The organism is Dyella sp. PARNA 12/25, assembly GCF_055702865.1.
The window spans coordinates 872,156-896,785 of sequence record NZ_JBVQCI010000001.1 but is presented as its reverse complement, the minus strand read 5'-3'; the positions used below and the strand labels follow the sequence as shown (position 1 = coordinate 896,785).

The 24,630-nt window shown below is 62.6% G+C and carries 21 protein-coding genes; 11 read left to right on the top strand and 10 right to left on the bottom strand.

The genetic code is table 11. The annotated features are described in order from the left end of the window. Positions 1-3: 3 nt before the first annotated feature. Together cyoB and cyoA are read right to left on the bottom strand one after the other, a co-directional pair. Positions 4-2,028 carry a cytochrome o ubiquinol oxidase subunit I gene (cyoB, locus tag AC0GUR_RS04265; RefSeq protein ID WP_472876226.1) on the bottom strand — a complete coding sequence of 675 codons (2,025 nt, stop codon included), beginning with the start codon at positions 2,026-2,028 and terminating at the stop codon, positions 4-6. 3 nt (positions 2,029-2,031) lie between these two features. Continuing rightward, positions 2,032-3,015 carry a ubiquinol oxidase subunit II gene (gene cyoA / locus AC0GUR_RS04260; RefSeq protein ID WP_472876225.1) on the bottom strand — a complete coding sequence of 328 codons (984 nt, stop codon included), beginning with the start codon at positions 3,013-3,015 and terminating at the stop codon, positions 2,032-2,034. A 222-nt stretch (positions 3,016-3,237) separates the two neighbouring features. Between cyoA and AC0GUR_RS04255 the strand changes: the two genes are divergently transcribed. From AC0GUR_RS04255 to AC0GUR_RS04240, 4 genes are all read left to right on the top strand, one after another. Continuing rightward, positions 3,238-5,040, top strand: coding sequence for an aminopeptidase P family N-terminal domain-containing protein (locus AC0GUR_RS04255; protein ID WP_472876224.1), 1,803 nt, complete (start codon positions 3,238-3,240; stop codon positions 5,038-5,040). 150 nt (positions 5,041-5,190) lie between these two features. Then, positions 5,191-7,080: a DNA topoisomerase IV subunit B gene (gene parE / locus AC0GUR_RS04250; RefSeq protein WP_472876223.1), complete on the top strand. Its 1,890-nt coding sequence runs from the start codon at positions 5,191-5,193 to the stop codon at positions 7,078-7,080. A gap of 96 nt (positions 7,081-7,176) precedes the next feature. Continuing rightward, positions 7,177-8,247, top strand: a complete 1,071-nt coding sequence (locus AC0GUR_RS04245) for a PLP-dependent cysteine synthase family protein (protein WP_472876222.1) — start codon at positions 7,177-7,179, stop codon at positions 8,245-8,247. Positions 8,248-8,309: 62 nt separating this feature from the next. Further along, positions 8,310-8,831, top strand: a complete 522-nt coding sequence (locus AC0GUR_RS04240) for a 3-hydroxyanthranilate 3,4-dioxygenase (protein WP_472876221.1) — start codon at positions 8,310-8,312, stop codon at positions 8,829-8,831. Between the two features lie 155 nt (positions 8,832-8,986). Here the strand turns inward: AC0GUR_RS04240 and AC0GUR_RS04235 are convergent, their stop codons facing one another. Next, complete coding sequence (locus AC0GUR_RS04235) at positions 8,987-9,523, bottom strand: NUDIX hydrolase (RefSeq protein ID WP_472876220.1); 537 nt, start codon at positions 9,521-9,523, stop codon at positions 8,987-8,989. A gap of 172 nt (positions 9,524-9,695) precedes the next feature. Here AC0GUR_RS04235 and AC0GUR_RS04230 point away from each other — a divergent pair, with 172 nt between their 5' ends. From AC0GUR_RS04230 to AC0GUR_RS04220, 3 genes are all read left to right on the top strand, one after another. After that, a complete protein-coding gene (locus AC0GUR_RS04230; RefSeq protein ID WP_472876219.1) occupies positions 9,696-10,655 on the top strand; it encodes a hypothetical protein in 960 nt (319 codons plus the stop codon). Between the two features lie 203 nt (positions 10,656-10,858). Further along, positions 10,859-12,364, top strand: coding sequence for an APC family permease (locus AC0GUR_RS04225; RefSeq protein ID WP_472876218.1), 1,506 nt, complete (start codon positions 10,859-10,861; stop codon positions 12,362-12,364). 86 nt (positions 12,365-12,450) lie between these two features. Beyond that, positions 12,451-13,923 (top strand): amino acid permease, encoded by a 1,473-nt coding sequence (locus AC0GUR_RS04220; RefSeq protein ID WP_472876217.1) that lies wholly within the window; start codon positions 12,451-12,453, stop codon positions 13,921-13,923. Positions 13,924-14,445: 522 nt separating this feature from the next. On the opposite strand, the gene AC0GUR_RS04215 is transcribed toward AC0GUR_RS04220, so the two are convergent. Further along, positions 14,446-14,778: a high-potential iron-sulfur protein gene (locus tag AC0GUR_RS04215; protein ID WP_472876216.1), complete on the bottom strand. Its 333-nt coding sequence runs from the start codon at positions 14,776-14,778 to the stop codon at positions 14,446-14,448. A 165-nt stretch (positions 14,779-14,943) separates the two neighbouring features. Here AC0GUR_RS04215 and AC0GUR_RS04210 point away from each other — a divergent pair, with 165 nt between their 5' ends. From AC0GUR_RS04210 to AC0GUR_RS04195, 4 genes are all read left to right on the top strand, one after another. After that, complete coding sequence (locus AC0GUR_RS04210; protein ID WP_472876215.1) at positions 14,944-15,591, top strand: methylthioribulose 1-phosphate dehydratase; 648 nt, start codon at positions 14,944-14,946, stop codon at positions 15,589-15,591. Beyond that, the gene (locus tag AC0GUR_RS04205; protein ID WP_472876214.1) at positions 15,588-16,151 is read left to right on the top strand and encodes a 1,2-dihydroxy-3-keto-5-methylthiopentene dioxygenase; all 564 of its coding nucleotides are present in this window, start codon (positions 15,588-15,590) and stop codon (positions 16,149-16,151) included. Before AC0GUR_RS04210 ends, AC0GUR_RS04205 begins: the two co-directional genes overlap by 4 nt. Positions 16,152-16,302: 151 nt before the next feature. Beyond that, on the top strand, positions 16,303-16,989 hold the full coding sequence (gene mtnC, locus AC0GUR_RS04200) for an acireductone synthase (RefSeq protein WP_472876213.1): 687 nt from the start codon (positions 16,303-16,305) through the stop codon (positions 16,987-16,989). Between the two features lie 20 nt (positions 16,990-17,009). Continuing rightward, a complete protein-coding gene (locus AC0GUR_RS04195; protein WP_472876212.1) occupies positions 17,010-18,041 on the top strand; it encodes a C13 family peptidase in 1,032 nt (343 codons plus the stop codon). A gap of 14 nt (positions 18,042-18,055) precedes the next feature. Here the strand turns inward: AC0GUR_RS04195 and AC0GUR_RS04190 are convergent, their stop codons facing one another. The 6 genes from AC0GUR_RS04190 to hisIE form a co-directional block, all read right to left on the bottom strand. Beyond that, a complete protein-coding gene (locus AC0GUR_RS04190; protein ID WP_472876211.1) occupies positions 18,056-19,171 on the bottom strand; it encodes a sulfate/molybdate ABC transporter ATP-binding protein in 1,116 nt (371 codons plus the stop codon). Position 19,172: 1 nt separating this feature from the next. Next, positions 19,173-20,036 carry a sulfate ABC transporter permease subunit CysW gene (cysW, locus tag AC0GUR_RS04185; RefSeq protein ID WP_472876210.1) on the bottom strand — a complete coding sequence of 288 codons (864 nt, stop codon included), beginning with the start codon at positions 20,034-20,036 and terminating at the stop codon, positions 19,173-19,175. Next, positions 20,033-20,857, bottom strand: coding sequence for a sulfate ABC transporter permease subunit CysT (gene cysT, locus AC0GUR_RS04180; RefSeq protein WP_472876209.1), 825 nt, complete (start codon positions 20,855-20,857; stop codon positions 20,033-20,035). Before cysT ends, cysW begins: the two co-directional genes overlap by 4 nt. A 4-nt stretch (positions 20,858-20,861) precedes the next feature. Next, complete coding sequence (locus AC0GUR_RS04175) at positions 20,862-21,863, bottom strand: sulfate ABC transporter substrate-binding protein (protein ID WP_472876208.1); 1,002 nt, start codon at positions 21,861-21,863, stop codon at positions 20,862-20,864. A gap of 126 nt (positions 21,864-21,989) precedes the next feature. Next, positions 21,990-23,390 carry an FAD/NAD(P)-binding protein gene (locus AC0GUR_RS04170; RefSeq protein WP_472876207.1) on the bottom strand — a complete coding sequence of 467 codons (1,401 nt, stop codon included), beginning with the start codon at positions 23,388-23,390 and terminating at the stop codon, positions 21,990-21,992. Positions 23,391-23,735: 345 nt separating this feature from the next. Continuing rightward, positions 23,736-24,377, bottom strand: coding sequence for a bifunctional phosphoribosyl-AMP cyclohydrolase/phosphoribosyl-ATP diphosphatase HisIE (gene hisIE / locus AC0GUR_RS04165; RefSeq protein ID WP_472876206.1), 642 nt, complete (start codon positions 24,375-24,377; stop codon positions 23,736-23,738). Positions 24,378-24,630: the final 253 nt, after the last annotated feature.

The window sequence follows — 24,630 nt, the reverse complement described above, 5'->3', positions numbered from 1 at the left end:
GGATTACGCCACCTTCTGACGCGAGGGCGCAGCCACCGGAGCCACCTGCGTGGTCTGGAACTGCTTGAGCTGGGCGTGACGCGAACGCTCGATCTTCTCGACCTCGGCCGCCGGCACCCAGTAATCCACGTCACGGTCGTAAGCGCGGACGATGAACGCACCGATCATGCCCAGCAGGCCCACGGCCGCCAGCCACCAGATGTGCCACACGAGCGCAAAGCCCAGGACCGTACCGAACGCACCCATGACCACACCGACGCCGGTGTTGCGGGGCATGTGAATGTCTTCGTACTTGGCAGGTTGCACGTAAGCGACTCCGTTTTGTTTGTCTTCCCAGAACTGGTCCAGATCGCGGACCTGGGGAAGCGTTGCGAAGTTGTAGAACGGTGCCGGCGAGCTGATGGACCATTCCAGGGTGCGGCCACCCCACGGGTCGCCGCTGGGATCGGTGAGCTTCTTGCGGTCACGCACGCTGACGTAGAACTGCAGCACGGTGAAGAAGATGCCGGCCGCGATCACTGCCGCACCGATGGCGGCGACGACCAGGTACGGCTGCCACTCCGGGTTGGCGTAGTGGTTCATGCGGCGGGTCATGCCCTTCAGACCCAAGATGTACAGCGGCATGAAGGCGAGGTAGAAGCCAACCAGCCAGCACCAGAACGACCACTTGCCCCAGCGCTCGTTGAGGCGGAAGCCGAATGCCTTCGGGAACCAGTAGTTGATCGCGGCAAGACAGCCGAACACCACGCCGCCGATGATCACGTTGTGGAAGTGCGCGATCAGGAACACGCTGTTGTGCAGCACGAAGTCCGCACCCGGCACCGCCAGCAGCACGCCGGTGACGCCGCCGATCACGAAGGTGACCATGAAGCCCACCGTCCACAGCATCGGCACGGTGAACTGCACGCGACCGCGGTACATGGTGAACAGCCAGTTGAACAGCTTCGCACCGGTGGGCACAGAGATGATCATCGTCATGATGCCGAAGAAGGCATTGACGTTGGCGCCCGAACCCATGGTGAAGAAGTGGTGCAGCCACACCAGGAACGACAGCACGCCGATAGCCGAGGTGGCGTACACCATCGACTTGTAGCCGAACAGCGGCTTCTTGGAGAACGTGGCAACGATTTCCGAGAACGCGCCGAAGCACGGCAGCACCAGGATGTAGACCTCAGGGTGGCCCCAGATCCAGATCAGGTTCACGTACATCATGGCGTTGCCGCCAAGCTCGTTCGTGAAGAAGTGCATGTCGAGGTAACGGTCAGCCGTGAGCAGCGCCAGCGTCACCGTGAGGATCGGGAACGCGGCCACGATCAGAATGTTGGTGACCAGCGCGGTCCAGGTGAACACCGGCATCTTCATCAGCGTCATGCCGGGCGTGCGCATCTTCATGATGGTCACGATGAAGTTGATGCCGCTCAGCGTGGTACCCAGACCGGATAGCTGCAGTGCCCAGATGTAGTAATCCACGCCGACCGTTGGGCTGTATTGCAGGCCCGACAGCGGCGGATACGCCAGCCAGCCGGTCGCAGCGAAGTCGCCGACGAACAGCGACATCATCACCAGCACCACGCCCGACAAGAACAGCCAGAAGCTGAGCGAGTTCAGGAACGGATAGGCCACGTCGCGCGCGCCGATCTGCAGCGGCACCACCAGGTTCATGAGACCGGTGATGAGCGGCATCGCCACGAAGAAGATCATGATGACGCCGTGCGCGGTGAACACCTGATCGAAGTGGTGTGGCGGCAGATAGCCGGCCGCATCGGAAGCGGCCATGGCCTGCTGCAGACGCATCATCACGGCGTCGGCAAAGCCGCGCATCAGCATGACCAGCGCCACGATGACGTACATGATGCCGATCTTCTTGTGGTCCACCGAGGTGAACCACTCGGTCCACAGGTAGCCCCACAGACGGAACTTGGTAAGAGCGGCGAGCGTCGCCAGGCCGCCAAGGACAACGGCAGCCAGCGTGATCATCACGATGGGCTCGTGATACGGAATCGCCTCAAGGGTGAGCTTTCCAAACATGGCTTACTTCTCTGCCTTGGCCGGGGTGATGTTCGAGGAAACAGCTTCCCCGTCCTCGTGGTGCTGCATGTCCATCTGCATGCTTTCCTGCGACATGTCGTGCTGCATCTGCATCGGCATCTCGCCGTGCGTGGCAGCGTCGTGGGACATGTCGCCCATATGCTTGTTGATGACGCTGGCGAACAGGCCCGGCGTCACGGTGCCGTAGTAGGCCACCGGTGCTTTCTCGCTCGGCTTCGCCAGCGACTTGTAGCTGTCGACGTCAAGCACGAGCGGTGCAGCCTTGGCCTTGGCGATCCAGTCCTTGAAGCCATCTTCCGTAGTGGCGATGGCCTGGAAATGCATGTCCGAAAAACCTTCGCCACTGAAGTTGGACGAGAGACCTTCATAGGTGCCCGGCTCGCGTGCGATCAGGTGCAGCTTGGTTTCCATGCCGGCCATCGCGTAGATCTGGCTGCCCAGCTGCGGAATGAAGAAGGCGTTCATCACCGAATCGGAGGTGATCTGGAAATTCACCGGGCGGTCGGTCGGGAAAGCCAGCTCGTTGACCGAGGCCACGCCGTATTCCGGGTAGACGAACAGCCACTTCCAATCCATCGACACCACCTGCACCGTCACCGGCTTGGCTTCGGACTCCAGCGGCTTGTACGGATCCAGCGCATGCGAGCTGGTCCAGGTGATGGTCGCGAGAATGGCGACGATGATGGCCGGGATGGTCCACACCACCACTTCGATCTTGGTCGAGTGCGACCAGGTCGGCGCGTAGGTGGCCTTCTTGTTGCCGGAGCGGTAACGCCAGGGGAACCACAACGTCATCGCGATAACGGGGATCGCCACGATGGCCATCAAGCCCAGCGCAATCAGAATGAGCGACTTTTCCTGGGCGCCGATATCGCCCTTAGGCGTGAGAACTTCCAGATTGCAACCGCTGAGGAACACAGCGGCGCCTACGCCTGCGTAGCGCAAGCGCGAAAAAAGGGCATGCATATTCACTGACTACCTGGGGTGCAGCGTGGGGACGCGGCATGGTAGCCATGTTAGGTTCGTGTTTGAACGCCTTTGGGACACAATGCCGCAGGGGCAAATTTTTGCGCAGGCGACTGCGGCGACTTGACTAAAAAATGCAAGTGCGCGCACCCGCATTCAACCGTCGACTTTGGTAGAAAAACCGCGAAATCGACGGTGCGACAGCCCTGCTACCATGCGCCAATGGATCCGACTTCGCCCGCAAAACTGACCGCCCTGCGGCACGCCATGAAGCAACAGGGCGTCGCTGCCTGCCTTGTTCCGACGGCCGACCCGCACCTTTCCGAGTACCTGCCCGGGCACTGGCAGGCTCGGGTCTGGCTGTCCGGCTTCACCGGCTCGGCGGGCACGCTGGTGGTGACGCAGGACCACGCCGGCTTGTGGACCGATGGTCGCTATTTCGCCCAGGCCGTTGCGGAATTGGCCGGTAGCGGCATCGAGCTGATGAAACAGCGGATAGCACACGCGCCGGAGCATGTTGAATGGCTGCAGCAACATCTCCAGCCGGGTCAGACGCTTGCGGTGGCGGGTGACAGCCTTTCAGTAACGACGGCACGCCAGCTCGAGCGCCGACTCGAAAGCGCAGGCGCCCGCCTGCGTACCGACCTCGACCTTCCCGCCCAGATCTGGCCGGATCGCCCGCCCCTGCCCAACGCCCCCGTGGTGGAGCACCCGCAGCGCTACGCCACCCAGCCGCGCAGCGAGAAGCTGGGCCGGCTGCGTACCGCCATGCGCAAGCTCGGTGCCACGCATCATCTGGTTTCGAGCCTGGACGACATCGCATGGCTGACCAACCTGCGTGGCAGCGATGTGGAGTGCAACCCGGTCTTTCTTGCCCATCTATTAGTGAGGGCTGAAGGCCACGCCACGCTGTTCGTCGGTCGAGGCAAGCTCACTGATGCCTTGGTGAGCGCGCTCAGCGCGGACCAGGTGCGCATTGCCGACTATGCAACGGTCACCGATGCGCTCTCCGAACTTGGTGCGCAGGATCGCCTGCTGCTCGATAGCAGCCGCGTCGTGGTGGCTGTCGCTTCGTCCATTCCCTCCTCGGCGCAGATCGTTGAGGCCGCCAACCCCTCCACGCTGTTCAAGGCGCGCAAAACCGAAGCCGAGCTGGACCATATCCGCGACGTGATGCGCCGCGACGGTGCGGCATTGGCACGCGCCTTCCGACGACTGGAAGAACGCGTCACCGCGGGCATGGCCCAGAGCGAAATGGATGTGGACGCGCTGCTGCTCGAGGAGCGCTCGGCCCAGCCCAACTTCGTCGGCGAGAGCTTCTCCACCATTGCCGGCTATCAGGCCAATGGCGCATTGCCTCACTATCGCGCCACGCCGGAAGCGCACAGCGCGCTGAAACCGCAGGGCCTGCTGCTGATCGACTCGGGTGGGCAGTACCTTGGCGGCACCACCGACATCACGCGCGTGCTCGCCCTGGGTGAAACCACCATCGAACAACGGCGCGACGCCACCTTGGTGATGAAGGGCATGATCTCGCTCAGCCGCGCGCGCTTCCCCAAGGGCGCCAGCGGCCCACAGCTTGACGCCCTCGCCCGCGCCCCACTCTGGGCCAGCGGCATGGACTACGGCCACGGCACCGGCCACGGCGTCGGCTACTTCCTTAATGTGCACGAAGGCCCGCACGGCATTCGTCCGCCATCTTCCGGCGCCACGCTGGTGTCGCTGGAGCCGGGCATGATCACCTCGATCGAACCCGGCCTCTACAAGCCTGGCCGCCATGGCATCCGTCACGAGAACCTCGCGGTGGTGGTCGAAGCGGACAAGACGGAGTTTGGCGAGTTCTACGCTTTCGAAACGCTGACCCTGTGCCCGTTCGACCGGCGCGCGCTAGAGCCGGGCCTGCTGAACCCGGAGGAGCGCGCCTGGCTGGACGACTACCACGCCACCGTACGCGCCGCCCTGGCTCCCTTGCTGGAGGATGCGGATTTGATGTGGCTGGAGCGCCACTGTGCACCGCTGGCCTAGCCCCTCTATGTAGGGGCGCACTTGTGCGCGACCGCCCTGCCGCAACGCTGGTCGCGCGCAAGTGCGCTCCTACATTGGCTTCTTGAAACGCTTGACCGCCCCGCCCGGGCACCCCATCCTCCCCGGCCTAATCACGCTGAACGCCCTCCCATGAGCAGTCGCTACAACGCCGCCGACATTGAAGTCCTCTCTGGCCTTGACCCGGTCAAGCGCCGCCCCGGCATGTATACGGACACCTCCCGCCCGAACCATCTGGCGCAGGAAGTCATCGACAACTCGGTGGACGAAGCCCTCGCCGGCCACGCCAAGTCGATCGAGGTGATCGTGCATACCGACGGCTCGGTCGAAGTGTCCGACGACGGCCGCGGCATGCCGGTGGATATCCACCCGGAAGAAGGTGTGCCTGGCGTTGAACTGATCCTTACGCGCCTGCATGCGGGCGGCAAGTTCTCCGGCAAGAACTACAACTTCTCTGGCGGTCTGCACGGCGTGGGCGTGTCGGTGGTGAACGCGCTGTCCAACCGCGTGGAAGTCACCATCCGCCGCGACGGCAACGAATACCGCATGGCCTTCGAGAACGGCGATCGCGCCAGCGAGCTCGAAGTGATCGGCACCGTTCCCAAGAAGAAGACCGGCACCACCGTGCGCTTCTGGGCCGACCCGAAGTATTTCGACTCCCCCAAGATCTCGCTGGGCAAGCTGCGCCACCTGCTGCGCGCCAAGGCCGTGCTGTGTGCCGGCCTCAACGTGAAGCTGACCGACGAGGCCACCGGCGACGTCAACGAGTGGTACTACGAAGATGGCCTGCGCGATTACCTGCGCGATGAGCTGTCCAACGCCGAGGCGATTCCCGCCGAGTTGTTCGTGCACCACGTGCAGCGCGAGGCCGACGGCCTCGATGTCGCCCTCGCCTGGCTGCCGGAAGGTGAGCTGGTGCAGGAGAGCTACGTCAACTTGATTCCCACCGCACAGGGCGGCACGCATGTGAACGGCCTGCGCTCGGGCCTCACCAATGCCATCCGCGAGTTCTGCGATATCCGCAACCTGCTGCCGCGTGGCGTGAAGCTGGCGCCGGAAGACGTGTGGGAGCGCCTGGCTTTCGTGCTGTCGGCCAAGCTGCAGGATCCGCAGTTCGCGGGCCAGACCAAGGAGCGCCTGTCGTCGCGCAATGCCGCCGGCATGGTGGAAGGTGTCATCCACGACGCCTTCAGCCTGTGGCTCAACCAGCACGTCGATCTTGGCGAGCGCATCGCGCAGCTCGCCATCGAACGCGCCAGCGCACGCCTCAAGGCCGCCAAGCAGGTGGTGCGCAAGAAGATCACCCAGGGCCCCGCCCTGCCCGGCAAACTCGCCGACTGCACCGCCACCGACCTCTCCCGCACCGAGCTGTTCCTGGTGGAAGGTGATTCGGCGGGCGGCAGCGCCAAGCAGGCGCGTGACAAAGAATTCCAGGCGATCCTGCCGCTGCGCGGCAAGATCCTCAATACGTGGGAAGTGGAATCGGGCTCTGTGCTCGCTTCGGAAGAAGTGCACAACCTCGCCGTGGCCATCGGCTGCGATCCGGGCAAGGACGATCTTTCCGGCCTGCGTTACGGCAAGGTGGTCATCCTCGCCGACGCTGACTCCGACGGCCTGCACATCGCCACGCTGTTGAGCGCCCTGTTCCTCAGGCATTTCCCCGCGCTGGTGCGCGAAGGCCACGTCTTCGTGGCGATGCCACCGCTGTTCCGCGTGGACGTGGGCAAGCAGGTGTTCTACTGCCTGGACGAAAACGAAAAGAACGCCATGCTCGAGCGCGTGCAGCGCGAAAAGATGAAGGGCCAGGTCAGCACTACGCGCTTCAAGGGCCTGGGCGAAATGAACCCGGGGCAGCTGCGCGAATCGACCATCCACCCGGACACTCGCCGCCTGGTGCAGCTCACCGTCGACACCGACGACGGCACCACCAAGCTGATGGATATGCTGCTGGCCAAGAAGCGCGCGAGCGACCGCAAAGCATGGCTGGAAGAAAAGGGTGACCTCGCAACGCTGGAGGTCTGAGCCCCTTTTACTCCCTCTCCCCTCCAGGGGAGGGAGTTCAGCTCTGCACTGATCGATGTCAACGTCGCACTCACATGCAGGCGTTAGACTGCAAAAATGCATGCCGCCTGGACCCGCCGCGCCGTCCAAATACTGGAAGCCGAAGCCCACCGCTCGGCCGACACGCACTTGATCCGCCTGGATCTCCCCGCCTTCCCCGGCATTCCGCTTTACCTCAAGGACGAATCCGTCCATCCCACCGGCAGCCTCAAGCATCGTTTGGCGCGCTCGCTGTTCCTGTACGCCATCTGCAACGGCTGGCTGGAAGAAGGCCGGCCAGTGGTGGAAGCCTCCAGCGGCAGCACCGCGATCTCGGAAGCGTATTTCGCACGCTTGCTCGGCCTGCCCTTTTTCGCCGTGATGCCTCGCAGCACATCGCGCGACAAGGTGACCCAGATCGAATTCTTCGGTGGGCACAGCCACTTCATCGACGATACGGATGTGTACGGCGCGGCGCAGCGATTGGCGAGTGAACTCAACGGCCACTACATGGACCAGTTCACCTACGCAGAACGGGCAACCGATTGGCGTGGCAACAACAACATCGCCGAATCGATCTTCCGCCAGATGCAGCGCGAGCCCGACCCCATCCCGCGTTGGATCGTGGTGCCTGCGGGCACCGGCGGCACCTCGGCCACCATCGGGCGCTACCTTCGCTATCGCTGCGGCGAGCACGGCCTGGTCAGGCTGGCGGTGGTCGATCCCGAGCACTCGGTGTTCTACGACTATTACCGCAACCGGGATGCAAGCCTGCAGCTCTCGCGCGGCTCTCGCATCGAAGGCATTGGCCGGCCCCGCGTGGAACCCTCCTTCATGCCCGGCGTGATCGACCGCATGATGCGCGTTCCAGATGCGGCATCCATTGCTGCCCTGCGCCTGCTCGAAACCCTGCTGGGGCGCCGCTGCGGCGGCTCCACCGGCACCAACCTGGTGGGCGCGCTGCAACTGATGGCCGAGCTCAATGCCAGCGGGGAGCGCGGCCCGGTGGTCACCCTGATCTGCGACGGAGGGGACCGCTACAGCGGCACCTATTACGACGAAGCGTGGATTGCCGGGGAAAACCTGGACCTCTCAGGCGAGCTCGCACGACTGAACGCGGTGATCAACGAGGGACGCTGGATAGACTAGACCGCCCTGCTTACACTCTGGCCTTGTCGCCGTAGTCGGCATCCTCTCTCACGGAACGCACCATGGCTTTGATGCCTCCCATCGACATGAAGCGCTGGATTGACGAGCACCGGCACCTGCTCAAACCACCCGTGGGCAACAAGTGCATCGTCGATGGGGATTTCATCGTGATGATCGTTGGCGGCCCCAACGCACGCACCGACTATCACTACGACGAAGGCCCCGAGTTTTTCTATCAACTTGAAGGCGAGATGGTACTCAAGGTGCAGGACGATGGCGTGGCGCGTGACCTGCCCATCCGTGCCGGAGAGATGTTCTACCTGCCGCCCTGCGTGCCGCACTCACCGCAGCGCATGCCCGACTCCATCGGCCTGGTGATCGAACGCCGCCGGCTCGCCGGCGAAAAAGACGGCCTCATGTGGTATTGCGAACGCTGCAACCACAAGCTGTACGAGGAATACTTCACCCTCGACAGCATCGAGCACGATTTTCCGCCGGTGTTCGAGCGCTTCTATCGCTCCATCGACGCGCGCACCTGCGTGGAATGCGGCCATCTGAATCCCGCGCCGGCGAAATACGCCTGAGGCGTTGACCGGCTCGCTGTGGTGGGAGCGCACCCTGTGCGCGACATCGGGCTGGCTGTCGCGACGCGGCCAACTCATCCCCAGCCACGTACTCTGCTGAAGTAACCTGCAAGATCCAACTTCGCGGCATCATCGGTCGCGCACAAGGTGCGCTCCTACAGATTTCGTTGCAGCCACTTGCCGGCCATGCGACGCAGCGATTTGTCACTGGTTGGGTCCGCAGCAATCTCGCGGATGGAGCGCCACGCCAGGGCGATCGATTCTCCGCTGACGATGTACGCCTCATTGGAACTCGCCCTGACGACGTAACGCACGTCGTAGTGCCAGTGTTCCGGCTCAGCACCACGCGCCGGAATGCGATGACGATCCAGATCGAACGGCGCCGATTCCACGCTCAGCCTGTCCAGCCCCGACTCTTCTTCGGCCTCGCGTAAAGCGACCTGGGCAAGGTCGGTGTCGCCATCCGCGTGCCCACCCAGCTGCAACCAACGGCCCAGTTTGCGGTGATGGGTCAGCAGCACACGCTCGCCATCGGCGCTGACCAGCCAGGCCGAACCGGTGAAATGACCCTCTCGGTTTTCGCGCACAAAACCGTGCTCGCCGACGGCGAGAAGATCAACAAAGTGCTGCATATCCGTTTCGTCCGGCCATTGCTGCGCATAGTCGTAAAACTGATGAAGAAGTGGGGTCATGCGTGACTTCTTTGATAGGAATGATCGGGGCGTCGATCGCACCCTCCACCCACGCATTATTTCAGATTCGCCTGATAGAAGCGCAGCCGGCGTGCTCTCTAGCATCGATGGCAGTCCGCGAAGAAATACTCGGACTACTCATCGCATCGCTTCCACCAAGACGGGCCCGCCCATGCGTAAGGTCGCCACCGCCCTGTTCACATTTTGCGTAGTGACGGCAGCCACCGCCGAAACGCGCAAGGCCAATTTCACTGGCCCACTTGTGACACCGAACGCCTCGGCGTTGCCTGCCGGCACGGTGGTCATTGAGCCCTATCTCGTTTACACCGAATCTCACGCGCTTTACGACACCGAGGGCAAGCGCCGTTCGGTTCATCCTGGATCGCACCAGTGGCTACTGCTGGCGCCCGTCACCGTCGGCATCACCAACAGGTTGAATGCTCAGCTGGTTACCGGAAGCGCTTACAACGTTTCAGGTAAAGACCACAGCGATGGCGCGCGCATCACCGATACAACGGTGATGCTGCAATACATGTTCGTTGCGCCAAACGCAGATGGCACCGGACCCGCCGTCTCGGCGAGTTACACCCATACCTTCCCTACAGGCACATACGACCATCTCGGCGACAACCCGCTCAATGGCACGGGCACGGGTTCATCGACTAATCGGCTTTCGGTGTTCGCTCAACAGCTGTACTGGCTTCCTAACGACCATCCATTGCGTCTCCGTGCTTTGCTCGCCTGGGGGCCTTCGCCATCGCAAGTGCGCATTGAGGGCACAAGCACGCACGGAACCCCTGCCGGGTTCCGCGGCACGGCCAAGCTTGGCGCCTCCTTTGGTGCTTCCGCGTCGCTCGAGTATGGGCTTGACCGTCACTGGGTGTTGGCTGCTGACGTGACCTGGGATCATCAGAAGGGAACCCGTATCAACAGCCAGCAATGCCTGCCCACGGGCGCTTGCGGCGACGTGGTTCAGCGCAATCCTCCGCATTGGACCTACAGCGTCGCTCCCGCCGTGGAGTACAACTTCAATGCCTCGGTCGGCCTGATCGTCGGCGCACAGATCAGCTTTGCAGGACATAACAGCGCCGCTTACTGGGCGCCTCAGGCTGCCCTCAATATGGTGTTCTGACCGGTGAGGCCGTGCACCATCCCGGTAACGAATTTGCGAAAAAGACAGGCCGCCAGCCCAGCCGCAGTGCAACTTGTGCCTGCGCGCCCGGCTGGGCTATGGTGGCCTGTCGTCGTTGGGATAGCGACGCACCCACTGTGGCGAAAGTCACGGTTTCACGCTTTTAAAAACGAAAGAACCACGACAGGCGGTAGGGGAGAGACATGCTGAAAAACCTGTTCGCGACGCACCCGATTCAGGCGTCGCCACACGTCGACGCGGGCGAACTGCCCCACGACAGCCTGCAAGGCGAAGCCAGCCTCAAGCGAGTGCTTACCGCTCGCCACCTGATCACGTTGGGCATCGGCGCCGTCATCGGCGCGGGCATCTTCGTGATCACCGGCCAGGCCGCCGCCGAGCATGCCGGCCCTGCCCTGGTCATCAGCTTCATCGTCGCGGGCATCGCCTGCGCCTTCGCAGGCCTGTGCTACGCGGAATTCGCCGCGATGATCCCGGTTTCCGGCAGTGCTTACGCTTATTCGTACGCCACGCTGGGTGAAATCGTTGCCTGGTTCATCGGCTGGAACCTCGTTCTTGAGTACCTGTTCGCGGTGGCAACTGTCGCCGCCAGCTGGTCAGGTTATTTCAACGAGTGCCTTTCCATTGTGGGTCACTGGACCGGCATATCGATGACGCTGCCGGACTATCTTTCCAGCGCGCCGCTCCGCTTCACCGAAACTCACCGCATCGTGCAGACCGGCGCGCTGATCAACCTGCCTGCTGTGATCATCGTCTCGGCGCTCACCCTGCTCTGCTACCGCGGGATCACCCAGTCCACTTTCGTCAATTCTGTGATTGTGACGATCAAGGTGGTGGTGATTGCGCTGTTCCTGATCTTCGCGTTCCGTTACATCAATCCGGAAAACTGGCATCCGTTCATTCCGCCGCAGGAAGGCCCGGGCCGTTTCGGTTACAGCGGCATCTTCCGCGCTGCCGTGCTGGTGTTCTTCGCCTACGTGGGCTTCGACGCCGTCTCCACGGCCGCCGGCGAAGCCAAGAACCCTCAGCGCGATATGCCCATCGGCATTCTCGGCTCGCTGTTCATCTGCACCTTGCTGTATATCGCGATGGCGCTGACGCTCACCGGCATCGCGCCGTACCACATGCTGGGCACGCCGGAGCCGGTGGCGACCGCACTGAGCCTCTATCCGCAGTTGCTTTGGCTGAAGGCCATCGTCTCGTTCGGCGCACTGGCTGGCCTTTCGTCGGTGATCCTGGTGATGTTGCTGGGCACGTCGCGCATTTTCTTCAGCATGGCGAAGGACGGTCTGCTGCCGTCGCGGATGTCGCGCGTCCACGCATCGCATCGCACCCCGCACGTGGCCACCATCATTGCTGGCGTGGCCGCCGCCGTCCTGGCGGGCCTGTTCCCCGTGAGCATCCTCGGTGAGCTGGTGTCCATGGGCACCCTGCTGGCCTTCACCACGGTGTGCATCGGCGTGCTGATCCTGCGCTACACCCGCCCGGAACTGGAGCGCTCGTTCCGCGTGCCTGGTGGAGTGCCGGGTGTGTGGTTCGTGAGCATCTTCGGTTCGGTGATCTGCCTGTACCTGTTCTGGCAGTCGTTCCGCGCCAACTGGCCCCTGATGCTTGGCTGGACCACCGTCGGTATGCTGATCTACTTCTTCTACGGCTACGCTCATAGCAAACTGCGCAAGCAGAATGCCTGATCCGAGTTCCAGGGCCGGCGACGTCGCCGGCCCTGTCGTTTCTATCGAGGGTGCATCCAGCACCTTTCGCTTCACCAGACCGACGCATGCTCAAACAGCTACTCGCTCGCAAAACTGATTTTTCCGATGCCGACGCCCCATGCCACGGCCCCACACTGCGCCGCACGCTGGGCCCCTGGGGTATCACGGCGCTTGGCATTGGTGCCGTGATCGGCACGGGTATTTTCGTGGTCACCGGCCAAGCCGCCGCGGAACACGCCGGCCCAGCAGTGCTGATCTCGTTCATCCTGGCGGCCATTTGCAGCGGCTTCACCGCTCTGTGCTACGCCGAGTTCGCCACGCTGATCCCGATCTCGGGCAGCTCCTACTCCTACGCGTACGCAACGCTGGGTGAACTAGTGGCCTGGTTTATCGGCTGGAACATGGTGCTGGAATACGGCATCTCCGCTTCGGCGGTGGCAGCCAGCTGGACCGGCTACTTCACCAGCTTGCTCGATCACATGGGCATTCATCTGCCGAAAGCGCTCACCGAAGCACCGCTCGCATTCACCGACGGGCATCTGGTGACCACCGGGCATCTGATGAATCTGCCGGCCGTGGCCATCGTGTTGGCGCTCACCTGGCTTTGCTACGTCGGCATTCGTGAATCGGCTGGCCTCAACGTGCTGATGGTGGCGCTCAAGGTCGGGCTGATCATCATCGTCGTGGTCGCAGGCTACCGCTATATCGACCCGGCCAACTGGCACCCGTTCATTCCGCCGAATGAGGGACCAGGCAAGTACGGTTGGTCCGGCATCATGCGCGGCGCGGCCATGGTGTTCTTTGCCTATATCGGCTTCGAGGCGACATCTACTGCGGCGCAGGAATGCAAGAATCCGCAGCGCGATCTGCCGTTCGGCACGCTGGTGTCGCTGGTGATCTGCACTGTTCTGTACCTGGCAATGGCCGCCGTGCTCACCGGGCTTATTTCCTACACCGAACTGGGAACCAGCGAGCCGGTGGTCACCGCCGTCAAGAACCATCCTGAGCTCGGCTGGCTGCGCCTCATTGTGGAAATCGGTGCGCTGATCGGCCTGTCGTCGGTGATCCTGGTGATGATCATCGCCCAGCCGCGCATCTTCATGATCATGGCGCGTGACGGTCTGCTGCCGCCGGTGTTCAACCGCATTCATCCAAAGCACCGCACACCGCACATCAACACGGTGATCACCGGCATCGGCATCGCCATCCTTGCCGCCGTGTTCCCGCTGGATCTGCTTGCCGACCTCACCTCAATGGGCACACTCATCGCCTTTGTGGCGGTCTGTGCGGGCGTGCTGATCCTGCGCTACACAGCACCGCACTTGCACCGCGGTTTCCGCGTGCCGTGGGCCTGGTTCATTTGTCCGGCAGGCGTGCTCAGCTGCCTGGCCCTGCTGGGGGCCATGTCCTGGTTCAACTGGCTGCTGATGATCATCTGGACCGTGGTCGGCCTGGTCATTTATTTTGGCTATGGCATCCGCCACAGCCGCCTCCATACCCCCGCCAGCGGGCAGGAACCGGGCATCGTCGGCGAATAAGGCCGAATTTCGCCGAAATGGCGGAATTCACCCAGCCAAGCCCTGAGGAACGAATGGTCGCCGGTTGGCGATCATTCGTGAGGCCCAGTCTGCAATTGAGTTTCAAGTGATTGTTTTTACTCGTTTTAACGAGAGTTTTTCGAGAAAAATTTGGCGTTTGCGGGCCCCAAACTGCCCCACCAGGAGTATCATCTGTGCTCCGTGGGTTGATCACTTGGCAGTGGGCCCCGGATTGCCGCCCGGCGCGTCAGGCGGGTCAGCTCCTCGGCCTGACGCGTCTGGGCAGCATCTTCTACTCACCGAGTTCTTCGGTTCGAGTTTTGTCTTTCATGCAAACAACAATGAGCGCATTCGCTCACGCGTTGTGCATGCGCATGCACGTGATGATCACGTCGACACCATCGCCAACGAATCGAAGTGAGCGCGCACCTTAGGGTTATGCAGAGGTTTTGTTAGCCGCGCTTAAGAAAAGCAAAGGCCGGCACCAGGGCCGGCCTTGCATGGTGCAGCGACAGAAACTGATCAGGCTTTCTTGGGAGCGTGCGACACGCACCAACCCTTCGCGCTGACAGCCTTGCCGGGGAACAGCTGGCACGGACCAAAGCCCGACGGGCCGCCGGTGTAGAACTGGCAATTGGCGCACGTGTCGCCGGCCTTGCGCTTTGCATCGGTGGTCTTGCTGGCGTCTTCGACGTAACCCAGTGCCTTTGCGGTCGCGTCAGACTCGGCCAGGTGCGGCAGATCCGTGGCGCGGGCGAAACGCGGCACGCCACCCATCACCACGGCAGCTGCGGCAGTCCCGGCGGCAGCCTTGAGAAAACGACGACGCGATTCAATATCTTTCTCGTGCGACATGGATTCAATCTCCGTCCCTAAAGTGTGCTCGTCCGCCACGCCCGTGGCCGAACTTCCCCGAATGCTACTCGCCTGAGAAATAGGCTGTGAGAATGGATCGCATTTTCGGCCTTTGGCGCAGAACGGCCGTGATATAGTGCCCACTCATTTGGACGTCCATACATCATGAGCCAGGTTCTCCCCGCCACCATTTCACCCGAGCTGTTTGCGCAGCGCGCCGACGCCATTGCCGATGCTGCGCGCGAGCTGGCCGCTGCGGGCTGGACACCGGCTACCAGCAGCAATTTTTCCATGCGTCTGGATGGCGATCACGCGGCCATCACCATCTCCGGCCGCGACAAGGGCAAGCTCGGTCGCGACGACATCATGGTGATCGACATGCACGGCCAGGCGGTGGGCACGGCTGCGCGCCCCAGTGCGGAAACCGACCTGCACACGCAGATCTATCGACGCTTTCCCGAGATCCAGGTGGTGCTGCACACGCACTCACGTACACAGAGCGTTGCTTCGCGACTATTTGCAGCGGAAGGCGTGGTGAAACTGGAAGGCTGGGAACTACAGAAGGCCATTTCCGGGCAGACCACCCACGACGCCGAACTGGCCATTCCGGTGTTTCCCAATACGCAGCACATGCCCGAACTGGTAGCGCAGGTCGATGCGTGGCTGGATAGCGGACGCCCCCTGCACGCGTACCTGATCAACGGCCACGGCATCTATACCTGGGGTCGTGACATGGCCGAAACGCGGCGCCATCTTGAGGCGCTGGAATTTTTGCTCGCCTGCGAACTTGATCTGCGGAGGTTGTCGGCATGAGTCGTCTGCGCATTTTCAGCGATACCCAACCCCAAACGCCTCTATCGGTGCATACCGACCACGCCGACATCGTGCGTGAGCTGGCGAAGATGGGTGTTCGCTTCGAACGCTGGGAGGCCAGTCAGCCGATCGCGCCGGGCGCCAGCCAGGAAGAGGTCATTGCCGCGTACCGCAGCGATATCGATCGCCTGATGGCGGAAGAAGGCTATCAAGCCGTCGACGTGATCAGCCTCAAGCCCGATCACCCGGATCGCGCCACGCTGCGCCAGAAGTTTCTCAGCGAACACACGCACAGCGAGGACGAGGTGCGCTTCTTCGTCGCGGGAGCCGGCCAGTTCACCCTGCACCTGGGCGACAAGGTTTATGACGTGCTTTGCGAACAGGGCGACCTGATCGGCGTGCCGGACAACACCCGCCACTGGTTCGACATGAGTGAATCGCCGTACTTTGTCGCCATTCGCCTGTTCACCAACAAGGATGGCTGGGTGGCCCAGTTCACCGGCGAGGACATTGCCCAGCGCTTTCCCCGCATGATCCCGCACGCCACGGCGGCAGCCTGACGATTCCGTCACCCCGGCTGCGGCCGGGGTGTGCCCCCTAGGGGCGGCGCCCGGTCAGGTATCGACCACATCATGCCTCAGGCTACGGCTACTCGCCCCTGACGCCCGGGGCCGGGTAAGCTTGTCGTCCCTGCATTCCAAGCTTCCCCGCATGACTGTCATTCGCGCCATCGTCACCGATATCGAGGGCACCACCAGCTCGATCAGCTTCGTCAAGGACGTGCTGTTTCCCTATGCACGCAAGCGCCTGCCAGCCTTTGTCGAGACCCATGGCGACACGCCCGAGGTGCAGCACTGGCTGCACGAGGCCGCCAAGGAAGCCGGCATCATCGAGGCGCCGCGGCAGGAAGTGATCGAGATGCTGCTGCGCTGGATCGACGAGGACCGCAAGTCCACGGCTCTCAAGGCACTGCAGGGCATGATCTGGAAGGAAGGCTACGAGAACGGCGATTTCCAGGCCCATGTCTACCCGGAGGTGTCCGCCCGGCTGCACGCGTGGCGTGGCGATGGGCTGCATCTCTACGTGTATTCCTCGGGTTCGGTGCCGGCGCAGAAGCTGTTCTTCCGCTTCAGCGAGGCGGGCGACCTGACGCCGATGTTCTCCGGCTATTTCGATACCGAAACCGGGCCCAAGCGCGAACGCACCTCCTACGAGAAAATCGCTGCGGCCATCGATGAGCAGCCGGGGCACATCCTGTTCCTCTCCGATATCGTGGAAGAACTGGATGCCGCCAAGGCAGCCGGTTTCCACACCGGCTGGCTGCTGCGCGCGCCGCTCGACATGCCGGAAGCTCCGCGGCACCCTGCTTACCGCCATTTCGACGATATCGTTCTCTGACTCGCCAGCGAGCCCTCATCATGCGCACTGCACTGACTGCCCTGCTCGCCTTCGCGGCCGGTGTGTTGCTCATGGTGGGCCTGTCTCACCACGCGCCACCGACTGCAGCGCCCGATACCGGCAACCACCACGCCGCGCAGACCATCGCGGCGCCGGCACCTGCCGAGAGCACCTCCAGCGAAGAGGAAGGCACCGCCGGCGCCGACAACTGGCCGCAGCAGGCGCTCTCACCCGAGCAGGTGATGTATGCGCAGCACAGCATGGTGCACAAGGCGCTGGCACAGCTCAGCCCTCGCATCGCGGGCCGGCCCAATCTCTATGTGCTCGCCTTCGGTGGGGATGGCGGCGAAGACGTCTTCCGCAACGAGGCCGAATACGCCGCCAAACTGTTCCCGGAACGTTTTGGCGCCGGCACCCATGTGATGGTGCTGGAGAACAACCCCGCAGCGCTCGAACAACGCCCGCTGGCCACCTGGAGCAATCTGGAGGAGTCGCTGGACGGTCTGGCGGATGTGATGAAGCCGGATGAAGACATCCTGCTGCTCTACATGACCACGCACGGCGACGAGGACCACAACCTGCTCGTCGACATGGATCCGCTGCCACTGGACCAGATCGGCGCCGCCGACCTGGCCGACATCCTCGGCAAGCGCCCGTTCAAATGGAAAGTGGTGGTGGTGAACGCGTGTTACTCGGGCGGTTTCGTCCCTGCCCTGCAAGGCAGCGGCACGCTGGTGATCACCGCTGCGCGGACGGACCGCAGCTCTTTCGGCTGCGGCTCGGATTCGGACATCACTTATTTCGGCCGCGCCTGGCTGGTCGATGGACTCAATCGCACGCCGGATTTCATGGAGGCCTTCCGCCAGGCATCGGGTGAAATCGCGCAGTGGGAAGCAAAGGACAAACTCACGCCATCCGAGCCCCAGATGAATGTCGGCGCCGGCATCGCCGATCAGCTCGCGCTTTGGCGTCGTCACGTCGTGACGGGGCCGACGGTGGCGTTCAAACCGGCCGCGCCAGCGATCCTTCTGCGTCACTCAAGCAATCGCTGATCCCCGGAGAGCGATCAGGCGGGCACCGGGCTCCGCGCATGCCAGATCCAACGCTCCTCGCTGAGTGCGCGGCCGCCGTCCTTCGGAAACAGCACCGCACTGCGCGGCGCTACGCGCAAATCCATCCCAGCCTGTATGCCCAGGCGTGACAGATCCTCACTGGCGACATCCGCTTCAAGCGCCTGGTCGAGCGAAGGCACGTACAGGTCGAGATGCGCCACGCTACCCGCCAGGTAGATGTGGCGCAGGCGAGCCTCCCAGCCGGACTGCGATGAAGATGCCGCCACACGCAATTGCTCGGGCCTTACGTAGGCCACGGCCTCGGGATATGGCCCTCGCCAGGGGTCGTCCTCCAGCAGCCAGTCCCCAGCGGCAAATCCGGCCCCTTGGCGGCGCACCGTGAGGCGATTGACCTTGCCGATGAACTCGCAAACGAAAGGTGTGGCCGGCTGCTGATAGATCTCTTCCGGCGGACCAACCTGCTCGATGCGACCGTTGTTCATGACGATCACGCGATCCGCCAGCTCCAGCGCTTCTTCCTGATCGTGGGTCACGAAGACCGTGGTGAGCCCCAGCTCCTCGTGCAGCTCGCGTAGCCAGCGACGCAGCGAAACACGCACTTGTGCATCGAGCGCGCCGAACGGCTCGTCAAGCAGCAGCATGTCCGGTTCCACCGCAAGCGCACGCGCCAGCGCCACACGCTGCCGTTGGCCGCCTGACAGCTGGGTGGGAAAACGGCCGCCCAAACCGTCGAGTTGTACTCGTCGCAACAGGCGATCAACGCGCTCGCGAATGTCGCGGCGAGAGGGACGCGATCGCCACGGACGCACACGCAAACCAAAGGCAATGTTCTCGATCACCGTAAGGTGCCGGAACAACGCATAGTGCTGGAACACCATGCCGATGCGGCGCTCGCGTGCAGGCGTCGCCAGGAAATCCTCACCGTCCTTTACCACGCTGCCGCTATCGGGATAATCCAGGCCCGCCAGGATGCGTAGCAGGGTTGTCTTGCCCGAGCCGGACGGACCGAGCAAGGCGAGGAATTCACCGGGTGCAATGGTCAGGCTGACATCGTTCAGCGCGGCGAACCCGGTAAAGCGGCGATTGAGATGTGACAGTTCCAACGCCATGTCAGTGCCCGCCCGGCGCATGCGCGGCTATTTCGTCGCTGTAGCGCCATTCCAGCAAGGTTTTCACTGCTAGCGTCACCAGCGCCAGCAAGGCCAGCAGCGAGGCCACGGCAAACGCACCCACGTAGTCGTACTCGTTGTAAAGCATCTCCACTTCCAGCGGAATGGTGGTGGTAAGGCCCCGGATATGCCCGGACACCACGGAAACTGCGCCGAACTCGCCCATGGCGCGCGCATTGCACAACAACACGCCATAGAGCAGTGCCCAGCGGATATTGGGCAGCGTCACGCGGAAAAACATCTGCCAGCCACTCGCGCCCAGCACGCGCGCCGCCTCTTCCTCCTCACTGCCCTGCGATTGCATCAGCGGTATCAGTTCACGCGCTACGAAAGGCAGCGTGATGAAGATGGTTGCCAGCACCAGCCCAGGCACCGCGAAGATGATCTTGATGTCGTGCGCATCCAGCCAGGGCCCAAACCAACCCTGGGCGCCGAACAACAGCACGTAGACCAGGCCGGAAATCACCGGTGACACGGAGAATGGCAAGTCGATCAGCGCGCCGAGTAATGACTTGCCGGGAAACTCAAAGCGAGTCATCGCCCAGGCTGCTGCGATGCCGAACACGACGTTGAGCGGAACGGCAATGACCGCGACGATCAGCGTGAGTCGAATGGCGGCCATCGCCTCCGGTTGTCGGATGGCTTCGAAATAAGGCACGACACCCTGCCGAAAAGCTTCCACAAATACCGTCGCCAACGGCAGCAGCAAGAACAGCACCAGAAACACCAGGGCAACCGCGATCAACCCGACGTGCACCACGCGACGGGGCCAACCGATGCGGCGCGAAGCCATGCGTGCGCTCATGACGCGTGCTCCGCCCAGCGATTGCTCCACCGTTGCAACAAGGCAACCAGTACAAGCAATACGAAGGAAAGCAGCAACATCGCAGCGCCAAGCGCAGCCGCACCGGCATAGTCGAACTGCTCCAGCTTCTGCACGATCAGCAGCGGCGCAATTTCCGAATGCATCGGAATATTGCCCGCAATGAAGATGACCGAGCCGTACTCACCGACGGCACGGGCCAGCGCGAGAGCAAAACCGGTCAGCAGCGTGGGCGTCAGCATCGGCAGGATCACCCGGAAAAAGGTTTGCCAACGTTGTGCGCCAAGGCTTTCCGCGGCCTCTTCCACATCGCGCTCAAGTGCACTCAGTACGGGCTGCAGCGTACGCACCACGAAGGGAAAACCCACAAAAACCATCGCCACGAATACGCCCAACGGCGTATAGGCGACCTTGATGCCCAGTTTTTCAAGCCAGGCACCCAGCCAACCGTTGGGTGCATAGAGGTTAGTCAGCGCAATACCGGCCACCGCCGTCGGCAACGCAAACGGCAAATCCACCAATGCGTCGAACAGGCGCCTTCCTGGGAAGCGGTAGCGCACCAGCACCCACCCCACCAGCAGGCCAATCACGGCATTGATCAGCGCCGCCAACAACGCACCACCCAGGCTCAGCCGCAGCGCAGCGAGCGTCCTTGGTGCAGAGAGCAGGCGTATCAACTCATGGAACCCTATGCCTGATGCTTTCCAGGCAAGCGCGGCCAACGGCAGCAACACGATCAACCCCAGGTAGGCCAGCGCATAGCCCAGGCTGATGCCGAAACCTGGGAGCACTCGTCGCCGCATTCGCTCAGCGCCCCGCGCCTATCTGATCGAAGATGGCACCGTCCTTGAAGAACTTGGCCTGTGCCTGCCGCCAATCGCCAAACACCTCGCTGATGGTGAAGGTATGGGTCGCCGGAAACTGACTGGCGAAACGTGCAGCCACATCCGATGAGTACGGGCGGTAATAATTCTTCGCGCCGATTTCCTGCCCCTGTGGCGAGTAGAGAAACTCCACGTACGCCTGCGCTACGGCGCGAGTGCCGCGCTTGTCCACATTGGCATCCACGACCGCCACCGGCGGCTCGGCCACGATGGTGACGGACGGCACAACGATCTCAAATGCGTTCTGGCCAAGTTGTCGCTGTGCGAGCAGCGCTTCGTTCTCCCACGCAATCAGCACGTCGCCGATTCCACGCTGGACGAAGGTGTTGGTAGCGCCGCGTGCGCCGGTATCGAGAACGGGCACATGCTTGTAAAGCTCTGTCACATAGGCCTTGGCCGTCACATCGCTGCCGCCCGGCTGTTTCAACGCATAACCCCAGGCGGCGAGGAAATTCCAGCGTGCGCCACCGGACGACTTCGGATTCGGCGTCACCACCTGTACACCGGGACGCACCAGGTCCGCCCAATCCTTAATGCCCTTGGGATTACCTTTGCGCACCAGGAACACGATGGTCGAGGTGTAGGGCGATGCGTTATGCGGCAGCCGCTTCTGCCAGTCCTTGGCCACCAGACCACGATCGGCAATGGCGTCGATGTCGTAGGCGAGTGCCAGCGTCACCACGTCCGCCGGCAGGCCATCCACCACGGAACGCGCCTGTTTGCCCGAGCCACCGTGCGACATCTGGATGGTGACACCATCGCCATGCTGCGCCTTCCACTGCGCCACGAAAGCGCTGTTGATCTGCCGATATAGCTCGCGTGTCGGGTCATAGGAGACATTGAGCAAGGTAACGTCCTTGGCCGCCGCCGCTGCGGCCAACAACACGCCGACGGTGGTGAGCAAGACAAGGATGAACTTCTTCATGATGTCTCCTGCGGAACGATGAAAGGTCAGACTATCGGGGATACGCAGCCAGACGAAATCGCAATATGTCATAACGACATGTCGGCGCATTGCGCAAAATCAGCGCACCCCTGGCATGAATCAGCTTCACGGTCGCTCCCCAAAGCTGCCACATGCATCGCCCGCAACTGCTTGAGCCAGCTGCGTCGCCAGTCGATGCGCCGCCGCGCGAATCTCGGGCATGGCCGTACACTCCCACAAGTTGCCACGCAGCAGCGAACCGATGGCATACAAACCCTGGCGCGGTTCACCCGCCGGGCCAAGCCATTGGCCATCAGGCTGCGCGAGGATGCCCAGCTGCAACGCATCTGCCACGGCGAGGCCGTCACTCAAGAGCTGGGACAGCAGTTCATGCGCGCCATAAGCCACAGCCGTATCCAGCCCGGTAGCCTGGATTACAAGATCAGTCTCCAGCACGCTTACCAACTGGGTCGCACGTTCGCGCAATATCACCTGCAATGGCGCCGTGCCATCGACATCGAGCACGCGCGCAGCCAACACCTGCAGGCGGCCCTCTTCCTGCAATTGATAGATCGCCTCGCCAGATGCAGGTGCCATGCGGTGCCGTGACGCCTCCCAGATCCAGCGCACGTGGCGCAGGAACTGCCGGCGTTGGTCATGACTGAGTCGCTGCCACAGCAGCGCATTGATCGGTCGCATGCCATCGATGACGCTGCGCCAATCTGTTTCCGGCGCACGCTCGATGGCGCGACGGACTGCGCGCAGCATGGGCGCCACGCCGTCGCAATCGAGGAGCGCCTGGTTGAGTTCAGCCTGCGCGGGATACGCACCGAGCGGCAAGGCCGAATGCGTAAACGGCCACAGCCCATGCCGGGACACTGCCACCAGCTCGGCATGGGGCCAACGCACCGCCGCCGACAGCAGCGTATCGACCGCGGTCAGCCCCGTGCCGATCACCAGCACGCGGCGCGGTGCTTTGACATGCCGGTCCAGCCGCCACGGGTCCAGCTCGTACGCACCACTGGCCAGGGCTGTGCTCGATACCGTGCGCAAGGGGCGCTGCGCCAACGCGCCTACCGCGAGAACCACATGAGAGACATCAAGCCATCGGTCAGGCCCAACGCGCACGCCATAACCGTTCTCGCCACGCGGGACGATCTCCCGCGCGCTCTCCGGATGAATACGGAAACTACGCCCCGCACGACGCGCCGCATCGATGCGCGCGCCGACTTGTGCCTGGATGAAATCGCCGAACACTCGGCGCGGCAGGAAATCCGTGCCCTTCACCTGTCCGAGCTGACGGGCGGCATGCTGGATGAAATCGTCACCGTGCTCCTGAAACACGCCCATGCTCGACGCCCGCACATTGAGCAGGTGCCGGTCATCGCGTGTGGCGTAAGCCACGCCACGCCCTGGCTCATGCTGGCCAACGATCCAATGGATCGTGCCCGCATCGAAGCGGGCGAGCAGCTCCCCGAATGCGGCCGCCCCGGCAGCACCACCACCGATTACTGCGATATCAGCCATGCACTGTTCCTCGGACTGAGGGCACAAACCCGTGCGATCTGCCGGCGGCAGGTCACCCCGTTTGCATCCCATTGCTTGAAAACCCAGGTGAAAGCGACCTTCACATTCGAAGGCGCGACCGCAGCATCAGCACATCAAAGTGCGCGACTCCGCGCGCGTGAACCCGTGTTGCCCATCCGCATGAAGCGCCTGGTGGCGATTGGCATAGTGCTGTCCCCGGCATGTCTGCGTGCCCGGTACAGAATCAATCATAGTGCCCGTTAAGGCGACGCTAGCCATCTGTCGACTTGCGCCGGTGCTTATTCCCGGAAGGTTATGACGCCCGGGTCGCAAGGTATTGCAGGGCTATACAGTTCCGTGCGCCCCACGCACTGAATGCCGTTGTGCCAATACCGCCGATACCTCGGCCAACCCCAGCCCACGTGCGCGCAAGACCACCGTCAAGTGATAGATCAGATCAGCGGCCTCACCCAGCAAAGCTTCATCATCCTGGACCACGGCAGCGAGTGCGGTTTCCACACCCTCCTCGCCCACCTTCTGCGCCATGCGGCGAATGCCGCCTTCGAACAATTGGGTGGTGTAGCTGCCCGGTGGGCGCTCGGCGTATCGCTGCGCCACCAAGGTATCCAGCTCAGCGAGGAAACCCAGCGTAGGCTGCACGTCGTCGCCAAAACAACTGCTGGTGCCCTTGTGGCAGGTCGGACCATGCGGCTCCGCCTGGACTAGCAACGTGTCCGCGTCGCAATCCTTGCGCAACGATTTAAGCGTCAACACGTGGCCAGAGGTTTCACCCTTGGTCCACAGTCGCTGCTTGCTGCGGCTGAAAAAGGTGACTTTTCCGGTGGCTTGCGTCTGCGCGAGCGCCTCTGCATTCATGTAGCCAAGCATCAACACTTCGCCAGTGAGCCAGTGCTGCACGATGACGGGAAGCAGCCCGTCGCCCTTGGCCCAGTCGAGTTGAGAGTTGTCGAGGGAAGTCGGAGTCATCATGAAACCTCATGCGAGCAACAAGTGAAGTGGCGCGATTGATCAGAGCAGGCCTTGTCCCTCACTCCACATCTCTCACCAGAACCTATCTCACATTAGAAGGCAGCCAAAAGTATCGAAACGTCATTCCCGCGGAAGCGGGAATCCAGTGCCTTTGAGCGCTTGCAAGAACCACGACACTGGATTCCCGCTTTCGCGGGAATGACGGCCTATAAATAAGGTGCGTCGTATTTGAGACAACTTCCACAAATTC